The following is a 13,448-nucleotide window of genomic DNA, read 5'->3' on the forward strand; positions in this document are numbered from 1 at the left end:
GCTGACGGTGTGACCGGGACTGCCGAGGTCCGCGCAAGGAGATCACCTAATCGTGGCCTGTGCCTGCAATTGCCAATGCTGGACGAAAGCATAGGCGAACATTCTCATTCCAGATAACGTCGGCCCTGCGCCAGTGCCATTTCGCAGGACCGAAAGACCGTTCAAAAACGGTGTATCCGCAGGCCGAACAGCTTTTCGGAGACCACGACCACGACGACCGTCATCACGATAGACAATGTCGACACTGCCGCTGCCTCAGGGGTGAAGTTCGTTCTGAGATAATCGTAGATCTGGATCGGAAGCGTAGCCGTTCCGACATTCTTCAACATGAACGATATAGTGAAGAGGTCGAACGAGATGATGAATGCGAACAGGCAGCCGCCGATGACGCCGGGCTTGATCAACGGCAGCATGATGCGTCTGAAGCGCGTGAATGGTCCGGCACCAAGACTGCGGGCGGCAAGGCTCCACGACGGTTCATAGGCTTCCATCGCCGCAGACACGTTGATGAAGACGAAGGGCAGCGTCATGAGCACATGCCCAATCAGCATGCCAGCCATCGTCGTCGTGCCGATGCCGATCGCATAGACAAAGAACAGAAGCGAGATCGCTGTCAGAACTTCCGGCAAAAGCAGCGGCAACAGCATCACAAGCCGGACACTCTCCTTCCATCGCCCCGCATGCTGCACGTAGAACATTGCCGCCATCGTTCCGATGATACCGGAAATCAGGGTCGAGACGGCCGCGACCCAAAGCGACGTTCGGATGGCACGCCAGAAGACATCGTTATGGAAGAAGACGACATACCACCGAAATGAGAGGCCCTGCGGCGGAAAAGTCAGAAATGCCCCCGCGTTGAAGGAGGCACCGACGACCACGAGAATGGGCAGCAGCAGAAAGCCGTAGATGATGAGGCAATAGCCATTCAACATATGCTTGGACATCAGCTCATCTTCCATTTCATGCGGGTGATCCGCGCGAAAATCACGACGATCACCGCTCCGGTGAGGGAAAGCATCAGCGCCATGGCGGAGCCGAACGGCCACTGGAATGTGTCGATCAGCGCGTCTACGACGCTGACTGCCATCGTCTTCACCCTCAGGCCACCGATCAGGGCGGGGGTCACGTAGGCGCTCAATGAAAGCACGAACACCAGAATGCAGCCTGCCTGGATACCCGGCATGGCCAGCGGCAGGATTACGCGCCTGAAGACTGTCAGCTTTCCCGCGCCAAGCGAGCGTGCGGCCGACGTCAAGGACGGGTCGATCCCCTGCAGCGCGCTCATCAACGGCAGGATCATGAAGGGCAGGAAGACGTGGACGAGCGCAATGACGATGCCGAGGGCGTTGTACATCAGCCCGATCGGGCGATCGATCAGACCCAAATTCATCAGCGTCTTGTTGATGATGCCGTTATTCCCAAGAAGGATCGTCCACCCATAACTGCGGATGACAATGCCGACGAGAAGCGGCGACAGCACCAGCCCATAGGCAAGGCCGCGAAACCGCATCTTCTCGCGCGACAGCTGCCAGGCAACCGGAAAACCGAGAATGAGGCAAACAAGGGTCGTGACCAGACCGATCAAGAGCGTGTTCGTCACCTGCTGCAAGTAGAACGTATCGGTCGCCAGCCTCAGGTAATTGCCGACCGTAAATCCGGGCGCATAGGGCGAGCCGCTGGCCGGGTTGCGCAGGCTCATCACCACAATATTGAGATAAGGCAGAACAAGAAACAGCCCGAGAAGCAATGCCGAGGGCGCGATGAGGAGAAGCGGATAGGCGGATCTGGCGCGGTGTATCATGCGATCGTTCCCGGCACCCAGAAACGCTCGCTGTCGACCGTCACCATCACGCGATCACCCGGCTGGAAGCGGCTTCGCGGAAAGGTTTGGACGCTCAGCGTTTCGCCGCTTTCGAGCACCAGCCTATAGTCGATCAGACTGCCGGAATAATAGCTCTGCGAAACCGTTGCGATAATACCCGCGCCCTCATCCCCCGCGGCCGCAAGTTCGATGGCCTCCGGCCGCAGCAATACGGGGATGGAGCCGTCGCTTGACGGCAGGGTACCTTTGACCTTCGCCGTTCCAAGCACGGTTTCGACGACTGACGTCCCGTCATCGTTCCCGCCCTTCAGGCGGCCGGGCAACGTATTCACCTGCCCGACGAACTGCGCGACTTCCAGGCTTGCCGGGCGATCATAAACATCAGACGGGGCGCCATACTGCGCAATCTGCCCGCCGAACATCACGACGATCCTGTCCGACATCGTCATTGCTTCGGCCTGATCGTGGGTCACATAGACCGTGGTAATGCCCACGCGCTTCTGCAGGTCGCGTATGAAGACACGCATTTCGTCACGAAGCTTGGCATCGAGATTGGCAAGCGGCTCATCAAGCAACAGGATACGCGGTTCGATGACCAGCGCGCGGGCAAGCGCCACGCGCTGCTGCTGCCCGCCGGACAATTGGCGCGGATAGCGGTCGGCATATCCGGATAGCTGCACCATATCCAGAACCCTGGCGGTGCGGATCGCGATTTCTGGCCGCGAAATCCTGCGCATTTCCAGCCCGAAGGCGAGGTTCTGCGCCACGGTCATATGTGGGAAGAGCGCATAGTTCTGGAACACCATGCCGATATCACGCTTTTCCGCCGGCACACGCGAGACATCCTGCCCGTCGAAACGGATGGCGCCGGATGTGACGTCCTCGAAACCGGCAATCATCTTCAGCGTCGTCGTCTTGCCGCATCCCGATGGCCCGAGCAGCGAGATGAACTCGCCCTGCCCTATCTTGACGGAAATGCCGTTGACGGCGCGCGAGGCGCCATAGTGCTTGGTCAGCCCTTCGATGCTCACCTCGGTCATGATCGATCTTCCAGATTGTCTGTGCGGCGTACCCGCAAATCTCACTGCGTCAGGGGAGAATGCCGGACCGCCCCAACAAGGCGATCCGGTTGTTGCCGCCTTATAGCGAAGGCAGAGATCATTTCATGATCTTGGCCCAGGTCTCGGCAAAGCCTGCCTGCTTCTCGTTCATGAAGTCCCAATCCCAGGTGAGGATCTTCTCCATCACTTCGCCGGAAATCGGCACGTCCTTCTTCAGATCGTCAGGGACGACAACCTTGGCATTGGTTGGGGAGACGAAGAACTGCTTCATCAGCGGCAACTGGCCTTCAGGTGACAGAAGGAAGTTGGCATACTGGTAGGCCAGATCCTTCTCGGGGCCGTTTGCAAGAATGTTGAGGGTCTGATCGAACATCAAAAGCCCCTCTTCCGGCACGATGACGTCAATCGGAAGGCCCTGGCTGCGCAGACGCGCCACCTCGCCGAAGTCGAAGGGAGCGACGACGAATTCGCCGGATGCGATGCCGGTGGAAAGGTTGAAATCGGCCTGGATGACTGGGCCAAGCTTTTCCAGCGCCTTGAAACCGGCATCTATATCATACTGATCCTTGCCGAAGATCTTGGATGCCAGCATCAGTTCCATCTTGCCGGCCGTATTGGCAAAATTGTAGAGGCCGATACGCCCCTTGAACTCCGGGTTGTCCCAAAGATCCTTCCAGCCTTTCGGCGGCGTCTGGACCATGTCCGTGCGATAGGCGAGGCCGATCGGCGATACCATGGCCACGGCACCCCAGCCGTCGGTCTTCTTGGCAAGCGGATAGAGGTCGGCATAGTTTGGCAATTTCGCCAGATCGAGCTTTTCGAAGAAGCCTTCCTTGCGCAGGCTCGATGCGAATGCCTCATTGGTCATCAGGATCGAATATGGCGGCTTCTGCGGCCCTGCCGCCCGCAGGTTGGCGCTCCAGACACGCCCGTTGCCTGCATCCAGCATCACCTGCGCGCCGCTTTTTTCAGTGAAGGCCGGAGCCAGCGTCTGGCGCCAGAACTGCTCCCATGCGCCGCCGAGCGTCGGCACGACAAGTGTCTTGGATTGCGCCCATGCCGGCAGGCCAACCATGGCCGCCGCTGTACCACCCATTCCGGCAAGAAACTGCCGCCTGTTCATGTTCATCATTGACGTTCCCTCAAACTGGTTCTGACTTGGTCATGCATTGCGGGCAGGCGGTATTCCGCTTCTTGCCGTCAGGTTTTGCCGAAGGCCTGGCTGGTCTTCAGTGAAATGTAGTCGCCGTAGGTGATCGGCTCGTATTTGGCGGCGCCCTTTGCTGCAAAAGGCGCGAGGCATTCAATCACGGTGTCCCGGGACGGATTGAGGAAGAACGGGATGGACTGCCGACGCGTCGTCCCCTTGAAAGCACCAGGCGGATTGGCGACCCTATGCGGCGTGGACAGCCATTCATCGTTGGACCAGCGCATGAAGGCATCGCCGATATTGATGACGTAGGCGCCTTCGACATTCGGCGCGTCCAGCCAGTCACCCGCCCGATTTTTCACCTGCAGTCCGCCCGGAGAGGCTTCCGAACGCAGGATGGTCATGAAGCCGTAATCGGTGTGAACGCCGGCGCGGAGTTGCCCCGGAAGCGGGCTCTCCTTCTGCTCCGGATAATTGATCACCCGTAGCGCCGAGAGGTGGTTTTCGAACGCCGGCTCGAAATAGTCAGGGGCGAGGCCTATCGCCTCGCAGAATGCCCGGCGTAAATGGCCTGCAAGCTTTTCCATCTCTGCGAAATAGTCGGCAAAGGCCTGTTCCAGCCCTTCCGGCCTGGTTGGCCACAGATCGCCGGGCAGGCGCGGGCCAAAGTTCAGGCTTTCCTTGTAATCGCCCGGGGTCTTGATGCCGAGCGTCGCTGCAAGCGCCTCGTCGGCGATCGGCGAGAAGGCGACACCACCCTCTATCGAGGTGCCCCTTCCCTGCCCGATCTTCCACTCCTGCGGCTCATCGAAGAAATCGCGAGCGAGGTTATAGAGACGGGCTGTCACTTCAGCGCTGACGCCGTGCCCCGTAACGAGGAAGAAGCCGGTTTGGCGGCAGGCATCCTCGATGGCAGTGACGACCATCCGGCCCGCGTCTGCGCCTGCGATGAATGGTGCGACATCGATGACGGGTATGCTGTCCTGCACCTCATCCGGCGCTGTGATCGTCTGCATCCTGGAGCCTCCTTCCTTGATCGGCGGTGGCGGCAGCACTGAATGAGTGCCGCCGGGCGATATCGTAAAGCGGGGTCAGTCGAGCCCCTTGAACGGGGCATCACGGAACTCGAGATATTCCTTCAGCGACATCTTCTGCAGATTGCGCATCCACTCCTGCCCGTCGCGACTGACATGCAGGGCGGCGATGGCGTGGACGTTGAAATCGAAGGATGTCATCAGGCCAGCGGCCATCTGCTGGTTGTTGATGGAGGACTTGGCGAACTTGATTGCCGGCACGGGCATGCGGGCCAGCTTGCGTGCCAGGTTCTCGGTCTTTTTCCTCAATTGATCGGCGGGCACGATCTTGTTGATGAGGTGCATGCGCAAGGCTTCCTCGGCATCGACCACATCGCCTGTATACATCAGCCAGCGCACGTCACGGCTGGCCAATAGCCAGGGCATGAACAGTGCCGGCGGGCCGGAATTGTGCCGCACCTCCGGCTCGCCGAACTTCGCATTGTCGCTGGCAATGGCCAGATCGCAGGCCATCATCAGCTCAAGCGCACCCGCAAGCGCATAACCGTTCACGGAAGCGATGACCGGGATCGGTGCCTTCCAGATGTTGAGGAGCGCCTGGGCGTTCTCCGACATGTCCGCATGCCAGTCCTCGATATCGACATCGTAATCGGCACCCTGAAGATCATAGCCGGACGAGAATGATCGGCCCGCCCCCGTGATGATGAGCGCGTTGACCTCCTTGTCGGCGACAGCCATGGCGACGGCGCGGTCGATTTCGCGCACCGTCGTCTTGTTCATCGCATTGAGCTTTTCCGGACGATTGATGGTGATCGTCGCGAATTTATCCTGGCCGTCCTTCTCGTAAAGGATCGTCTCGAAGGTCTCGGAAGTGCTCATATGCTTTTCCTCTTAGCCGCGTCCCGATCCGGCATCGCTGTTCGTTTCTCGTCATTGGCCGGCGCTGCAAGCAAGGCCGCCATCTTGTTTTCGAAGCGCCCGATCGACGCCATCTTGACGGGGCCGAACCCCTTGATCTCTTCCGGCAGCCGGGCAAGCGCGACGGCATGGCCGTGCGTTTCGACGGAAAGCTGTCTCGTGAGATCCTCGATCATCGCCTGATAGTCGGCGATCAGGCGCCGCTCCATCCGGCGCTCTTCGGTATAGCCGAAGGGATCGAGCGCCGTGCCGCGCAGGAAGCGCAGCTTTTCCAGAAGCGCGAAGGCCGGGCCGATCATTTTCTGGGGGATGGCGATCTTCGCCGGGTTTCCGGTGCGTTTGTCGATCCGCCGTGACAGGATTGGTGGCGCCAGATGATGCTTGATGCTGAAGTCGCCTTCGAACTGCGCTTCGATCGCAGCCTTGAAGCTCCGGTCGCGGTGCAGACGCGCCACCTCGTATTCGTCCTTGTAGGCCATCAGCCTGAAGGCGTTTTTGGCGACGGCCATTGCAAACTCCTCGCCGGCCATGAGCCTGTTTTCGACCTGCCGCGCAGCATCGACCAGTGCCCGGTACCGGCGCGCATAGGTGGCGCTCTGATACGCGGCGAGAAAAGCCTCACGGCTCTCGACGATCGTGTCGAGGGTCTCGACGGGCTTGACCTCGGCCAGATCAGCTCCCGCGGCGCTGGCGACGATATCGGGGGAGACCGCCGAGCGACGACCCCAGCCGAAGGCGGCACGGTTCATCGCAACGCTGGTTCCATTGAGTGCAATCGCCTGATCGATGGAGGCAAGGCTGATCGGCACCAGGCCGCGCTGCCATGCATGACCAAGCAGGAACATGTTGGCTGCAATCGCATCGCCTATCAGCGCCGCGCCAAGCTTGGTCGCCGAGACGAGGTGAACAGCATCCTCGCCGGCGGCACGGCGCAGCGTTTTCAGCGTCGCTTCCTGCTGGAAATCGATCGCCGTGTTCTGGACGAAAGACGCCGTCGGCGCGAAGTGATTGTCGAGAACGGCGCGCGTGCGGCCAGCTCCAAAGGTCGACAGCGCATTGCGACCGGCCGACACCACGATGTCGAAGCCGAGCACCAGATCGCTTTCGCCAACGCCGATCCGGACCGACGACAAAGCACCAGCCATCCGCGCCACGCGAAGATGCGAAATGACAGCCCCGTTCTTCTGCGCAAGCCCCGTCTGGTCCAGCGTCTGCACAAAAAGGCCATCGAGATGCGCCGCCATGGAGAGAACAGCGCTGACGGTAATCACCCCCGTCCCGCCGATACCGGCCAACAGCATGTTATATGGCTGCGCTCCGATATCCGTCAGAACAGGTAGCGGCATATCATCGAATATCGCTTGCTGAGCTTTCGCAGCCGGCTTTCTGATCTTTCCGCCCTCAACCGTCACGAAGCTCGGACAGAAGCCCTTGATGCAGGAAAGGTCGGTATTGCAACTCGACTGGTTGATCTTGCGCTTACGGCCAAACTCCGTTTCCTGCGGCTCGATCGAGATGCAGTTGGAAACGGCCGAGCAATCGCCGCATCCTTCGCAGACCAGTTCGTTGATGAAGGCTCGCTTGTCCGCGACCGCCAGCGCCCCGCGCTTGCGACGCCGGCGCTTCTCTGCCGCACAGACCTGATCGTAGACCAGCACCGTCACCCCGTTGATCTCGCGCAGTTCACGCTGCACCTGATCGAGTTCGTCGCGATGGTTGACCGTGACATTGCGTGGCAAGCGGCCCTGCCAGACCTCCGGCCACTCGGCGACGACGGCCACTCTTGCAGCCCCTTCGGCCAGCATCTGGCCGACGATACCGGGAACAGAGACCTCACCGTCGTGCTTTTGACCGCCGGTCATGGCGACGGCATCGTTATAGAGGATCTTGTAAGTGGCGTTGACCTTCGCGGCGATCGCTGCTCGGATCGCAAGCAGGCCCGAATGAAAATAGGTGCCGTCGCCCATATTGACGAAGATATGCTTTTCATCGGTGAACTGAGAAAGCCCGATCCATGCACCGCCCTCACCCCCCATCTGGGTAAAGGTCGAGGTGTTCCGATCTTCAAGCCCGATGACCATCATGTGGCATCCGATACCGGTCGACGCACGGCTTCCTTCGGGCAGTCTGGTCGAGACACTGTGCGGACAGCCGGAGCAGAAATACGGATCGCGCCTGAGTGCCGGACTTTCCGTCACGCTGGCTGCAACAATTGCCTCCATCTCCCGCGACCGGCTATCGAGATCATCGGCCTGCGGCCCGAGCACGGCAAGGATGGCCCTCCCGACGGCCACCGCATCGATCTCGCCGACGGCGGACAGAAGCGGCGTGTCTGCCGGCCCGAGTTTGCCGAACACTCTCGGCCTGTCATCGGATGGCATGTTGAAGAGCAGAGCTTTGATCTGGTCTTCCATGATCGGACGCTTTTCTTCGATGACCAGCAGCGTCTCGACGTCGGCGGCAAACCGTGCGATCCTTTTCGGCTCGATTGGCCAGACAAGGCCCACCTTGTAGAGCCGGATGCCAAGCTCGCCTGCACGTCGCTCGTCTATGCCGAGGCGCGAAAGCGCGCCCATCAGATCGAGCCAGGACTTGCCGGTCGAGACGATGCCGAGACGCGCCTTGGTGCGCTGCCCCTGCCAGATGCTGCGGTCGAACCCGTTGTGACGAGCAAATCTATGGACGGCAGAAAGCTTGTCTTCTAGCCGGCGCTCCATCGCATGCGGCCCGTCAGGCCAGCGAAGCGACAGATTGCCTTGCGCATCCGGATAGACGATCGCGGGACGAGCCGGATCGAGATCGACGGTTGCCGTGCATTCGACAATCTCCGTCTGGCACTTGAAGCCGATCCACGCACCTGAATAGCGGCTAAGCGCAAATCCCAGCAAACCGTAGTCGATATATTCGGCGACGCCGGCGGGCGACAGCAAAGGCACCATGGCCGATATCAGGTTGTGCTCGCTCTGATGCGGCAAGGTCGATGAGACGGCGCCATGATCGTCGCCTGCGAGCAGCAGCACGCCACCATTCGGATTGGTGCCGACGGCATTGGCATGCCGGATCACATCCATGGTGCGATCGACGCCCGGCCCCTTGCCGTACCACATCGAGAAGACACCGTCATAGCGGACGCCGGAGAACATTGCCGTTTGCTGCGTTCCCCATACAGCCGTCGCCGCCATGTCCTCATTGAGGCCGGGCTGAAAGCGGATATGGTTCTGGTCGAGATAGGTCTTGGCGCGCGCCATCTCGCGGTCGAAGCTTGCGAGCGGCGAACCGCGATAACCGGAGACGTAACCGGCAGTGTTGAGGCCCCTTGCCAGATCGCGCTGTCGCTGGATCATCGGAAGACGCACCAGTGCCTGTGTGCCCGACACCAGGATTTTTCCATGATCGACCGTATATCGGTCATCAAGGCTCGGGCCGTTTTCACTGGGCAATGCGCGGGGCATATCGGACAGGTTCTGCATCTACGCACCCTCCGGCACGCCCGGCGACGGCATGTCGAAAACCCGGCCGGGATTGAGAATATTGTTGGGATCGAAGGCGGCCTTCAGGCGGCGCATGGCATTCATCTCGGCGGCACTTCGCGCCAGAGGCAGCCACTTCTTCTTCTCAAGGCCAATTCCGTGCTCGGCAGAAATCGCGCCATCGGCACGGATCACGGCAGAAAGAGTTATGTCGGCGATCCGCTCATGATGATGAGTGCGGACAAGAAAATGCAAATTGCCATCGCCGAGATGGCCGAAAATATAGATCTCTGCATTCGGATCGGCGGCCGCGATCTCGTCGCTGGCAGCATCCAGGAAGGCCTGTACCTTGGACAAGGGCAGGCTGACATCGAAACCGGAGACGTGGTCCATCGAGAAGATGAATTGACTGGCAGCCTCGCGAAGTTTCCAGATTGCGTGATACTCGCGCAGCGACCCCGAAACAGCCACGTCCGTCACGATTCCGCTTTCGTAGCAAGCCATAAGCGCTTCGGAAAAACGCTCCTGATCGCCGGCCTCATCCTGCCCCTGCATCTCCACAAGGGCGTACATCCCAGCACCTGCCGCAACAGGTGGCTGAGCACCGGTCAGCGACAGAACCCCGTCATAAACATTCGGAAAAATCACTTCGAAGGCCGACAGCGACGACCCGAGTGCAGAGCGCAAATGCTTCAGAAGGGTAACAGCGGCACTTAACGACGGCAATCCGCAAAAGGCATTCGCTTGCGACCGCGGCTCAGGATGCAGCCGCAAACAGGCCCGCGTGACCACGCCAAGCACACCTTCGCTTCCGACGAAGAGCTGATTGAGATCGAAGCCCGAATTGTCCTTGGGCAATCCCTTCAAGCTGGTCAGCACGGAGCCATCCGCCAGCACAACCTCAAGCCCTAAAACCTGGGACCGATACATGCCATAGCGCAGGACACGAATACCGCCCGCATTGGTGGCAACATTACCGCCAACCGTGGACGTGCCGCGCGCGCCGATATCGACGCCGAAAAACAGCCCGCAGCCTGCTGCAGCCTCCTGTACCGACTGAAGCGTAACGCCGGCCTCTGCGATGATGGTGGCGGCATTCTCATCCACCGGCGACAGGTTCACCATTCGCTCAAGCGAAAGCGACACTTCGCCGACATGAGGCCTCGCCCCGCCCGCAAGGCCCGTCCTGCCGCCTTGGACGACGACGGGCTGACCCAGACGATTGCATTCTTCAAGGATAGCAGACACTTCCGCCGTATCGGCGGGCCGAAAAACGATTATCGGGCGCTCACCGCGCTTATCGGTTGCGTCACCACGATAGCCGTCGCCGACGTCGTCGCCAGCGAGAACGGCCTTGCTACCGATCCTGCCATTCAGACGGCGCAGCAATACTGCATGCCGGCCGACAGGCGCACAGGCACCTTGGGCGATCTGCGCCCGACCAGTCGATCCGCCCAATTTCGTTCCCCTTGGTTATCTGGATCAAGGGCAGGTTATCGTCTATCCGATATTTGTCAAACCTATATTCAATTTTCAGTAGCGTTTTCGAAACGGCCATGGCATCTATGAAATCGAGATAAGGACGACAATCGATGACGTTGAAATTTGATGAGGTCGTGAGGGCTGGCATCGCCAAGCAGGTTGCGGAGAACATAAAGTCCGCGATCATGGATGGCCGCCTGAAGATCGACGAGCGGCTTCCCACGGAAGAGGATCTCGCGAGAAGCTTCGGAATATCGCGGCCGACCGTGCGCGAGGCGCTGAAACGTCTGGCAGCGCAAAACCTCATCCATTCAAGGCGCGGTCCGCTCGGCGGGAACTTTGTCAAACGGCCGGATCCGGAAGGGCTTTCCAACGCGATCACCGCAGCAGCAACCCTGCTTGTCGGCATCGGCGCCTTCGATATCGACGAGATCATTACGGCCCGCCTTGAGACGGAGACGATCTGTTGCAAGCTCGCCTGCGAAAATCACGGCGCTGCCGATCTGGAGCGAATGGCGGCGGAGATCGAGATCCAGCGCGACGAGGCGATCAGTGACGAGGACTTCTGCGCATCCGACGTGCGCTTTCATCGCGCGCTGGTGGATTCCACCTGCAATGGTCCGCTGAAGCTGATGATGTACACGGTGATCGAGTCCTTCATCCCCATCACCAACATGATCGTGTTCCGGGTTCGCGAGCGCCGCAAGGTCGCTGGCTTTCACCGGCAGATCATGGAGGCCGTCGCCAAGCGCGACACCGAGACGGCGACAAGGGCATTGGCGGACCTGCTGGCCTACATTCGCAACAGCTACGCAACTGCGATGGACGCACGCGACAGGATGAAGGCCCCGCCGCAGACCTGACAAGGCGAACGGTCGATTTCAAGTGTAAGAAGGGGGACGCATGTCCGATACATTCCAGGCAATGGTCATCGACATGGCCGATGGCAAGCCGCAGGCTGGCTTCAGCCAGCTTTCACTCTCCGATCTGCCGGATCATGATGTTCTCGTCGAGGTTCACTATTCGACCGTCAATTACAAGGATGGTCTGGCCCTGACCGGCAAAGGACGGATAGCCCGGCGTACTCCCATGGTCGGAGGTATCGACCTTGCCGGAATCGTGGTTGAATCCCGATCGGACAAATGGGCGCCCGGCGACAAGGTCATCGTCAACGGCTGGGGTCTGTCTGAAACAGAATGGGGCGGATATTCGCGATTTCAGCGCCTGAAAGCGGAATGGCTGATCGCGCTGCCCGAAACCTTCAGCCTTTCGCAGGCAATGGCAATTGGAACGGCCGGCTACACAGCGGCGCTTTGTGTCAATGCACTTGAGGATTGGGGCACGATCGCCAACGATGATCGCGAAATTCTCGTGACCGGTGCGGCGGGCGGTGTCGGCTCGGTCGCGATCAGTCTGCTTGCGGACAAGGGTTACAAAGTAACCGCATCGACCGGCCGCCCGGAAACGCGGGACTATCTCGGATCGCTCGGCGCGAGCGATTTCGTTGACCGGGCATCGCTTTCAGAAAAGGGCAGCCCTCTACAAAAGGAGCGTTGGGCCGGCGTGGTTGATTCCGTCGGCTCGACGACGCTCGCAAACGCACTTTCACAGACCGTCTACGGCGGGGCGGTTGCTGCCTGCGGCCTTGCGGCAGGCGCAGACCTGCCGGCAACGGTTCTCCCGCATATCCTGCGCGGCGTGACACTGCTTGGCATTGATTCCGTTATGGCACCGATGCCCAAACGGATCCGTGCATGGCAGACCCTGGCCGAACATCTGAAAACAGAAAGGATCGGGACATTGGCGAGGATCGAGCCCTTCTCCGAGCTTCCGAGCCTCGCTCAGGATATCGTGGAGGGCAAAATCAGGGGGCGTGTTGTGGTGGAAATCGCACCGTAAGGCTGCTCCAGCGCCGATGACCACCGCTTCGCCGCCCGCTCGCTACGGCGCTGTTGAGGGCGCGCTCGCGAGCGGCTTCGCTACCGCCGACCTACACCACCCGGCGGGACACGATCATGTCTCAGTGTGTGATCGATCAGGCGCCGTGCGATGTTCATTGATTTCACGGCTGGACAACACAGGCAACTCGGAAGCAGCACATCTTCGATCGTATCTCGGCCGCATTTTGTAACGGGCGCTGATCGCGCGTCTTCCTGTCAGCTTTGTCCATGCTGCCATCAATAATTCATGCTGGTAGTTCTTTGGAACCGCTGCGCTCGCGCTACCCATTTATCCCCGTCTCCGGCCACTGCTCTCGCAGCGGCGATGCTTGTCCTTTACGATCCTCACCCATATGCGAAACCCACGGGCCGTGGCCATTTGAACGTGGATACGACCTCCACACGATCTCGACCGGCGCGAAGTTAGTGGATGCTCACAGGTCGTCTTCGCCAGACCGAATGCTGGCTGATGACGAATGTTGTCCATTAGGCGTACCGACAAGAGGTTTTTGATGCGACGGATAGTCATTCACGCGGTAGCACTTGCTTGCGCAGCTTTCATTGGAAAGCA

Annotated in this window: 10 protein-coding genes; 2 read left to right on the top strand and 8 right to left on the bottom strand. The window is 59.9% G+C overall.

The window, feature by feature from the left end:
- Window positions 1–161: 161 nt before the first annotated feature.
- From FHT87_RS05305 to FHT87_RS05340, 8 genes are all read right to left on the bottom strand, one after another.
- On the bottom strand, window positions 162–944 hold the full coding sequence (locus FHT87_RS05305) for an ABC transporter permease (RefSeq protein ID WP_183726071.1): 783 nt from the start codon (window positions 942–944) through the stop codon (window positions 162–164).
- Window positions 944–1,801 carry an ABC transporter permease gene (locus FHT87_RS05310; protein WP_183800047.1) on the bottom strand — a complete coding sequence of 286 codons (858 nt, stop codon included), beginning with the start codon at window positions 1,799–1,801 and terminating at the stop codon, window positions 944–946. Before FHT87_RS05310 ends, FHT87_RS05305 begins: the two co-directional genes overlap by 1 nt.
- Entirely contained in the window at window positions 1,798–2,862 is a 1,065-nt protein-coding gene (locus tag FHT87_RS05315; protein ID WP_183726075.1) for an ABC transporter ATP-binding protein, read from the bottom strand. The genes FHT87_RS05310 and FHT87_RS05315 overlap by 4 nt, the downstream gene beginning before the upstream one ends.
- Before the next feature lie 118 nt (window positions 2,863–2,980).
- On the bottom strand, window positions 2,981–4,015 hold the full coding sequence (locus FHT87_RS05320) for an ABC transporter substrate-binding protein (protein WP_183800050.1): 1,035 nt from the start codon (window positions 4,013–4,015) through the stop codon (window positions 2,981–2,983).
- A gap of 68 nt (window positions 4,016–4,083) precedes the next feature.
- Window positions 4,084–5,049 carry a 2-oxoglutarate and iron-dependent oxygenase domain-containing protein gene (locus tag FHT87_RS05325; RefSeq protein WP_183800053.1) on the bottom strand — a complete coding sequence of 322 codons (966 nt, stop codon included), beginning with the start codon at window positions 5,047–5,049 and terminating at the stop codon, window positions 4,084–4,086.
- 75 nt (window positions 5,050–5,124) lie between these two features.
- On the bottom strand, window positions 5,125–5,946 hold the full coding sequence (locus FHT87_RS05330) for an enoyl-CoA hydratase/isomerase family protein (protein ID WP_183800056.1): 822 nt from the start codon (window positions 5,944–5,946) through the stop codon (window positions 5,125–5,127).
- A complete protein-coding gene (locus tag FHT87_RS05335) occupies window positions 5,943–9,455 on the bottom strand; it encodes an indolepyruvate ferredoxin oxidoreductase family protein (RefSeq protein ID WP_246699563.1) in 3,513 nt (1,170 codons plus the stop codon). Before FHT87_RS05335 ends, FHT87_RS05330 begins: the two co-directional genes overlap by 4 nt.
- Window positions 9,456–10,844 (bottom strand): FAD-binding oxidoreductase, encoded by a 1,389-nt coding sequence (locus FHT87_RS05340; protein WP_246699588.1) that lies wholly within the window; start codon window positions 10,842–10,844, stop codon window positions 9,456–9,458.
- Between the two features lie 203 nt (window positions 10,845–11,047).
- Between FHT87_RS05340 and FHT87_RS05345 the strand changes: the two genes are divergently transcribed.
- Entirely contained in the window at window positions 11,048–11,800 is a 753-nt protein-coding gene (locus tag FHT87_RS05345) for a FadR/GntR family transcriptional regulator (RefSeq protein ID WP_183726083.1), read from the top strand.
- Between the two features lie 40 nt (window positions 11,801–11,840).
- Window positions 11,841–12,836: an MDR family oxidoreductase gene (locus FHT87_RS05350; RefSeq protein ID WP_183800059.1), complete on the top strand. Its 996-nt coding sequence runs from the start codon at window positions 11,841–11,843 to the stop codon at window positions 12,834–12,836.
- The last annotated feature ends 612 nt before the right edge of the window (window positions 12,837–13,448 follow it).

The sequence above is a fragment of the Rhizobium sp. BK316 genome (genome assembly GCF_014193695.1).
In the GTDB taxonomy this organism is placed as follows: Bacteria; Pseudomonadota; Alphaproteobacteria; order Rhizobiales; family Rhizobiaceae; genus Rhizobium.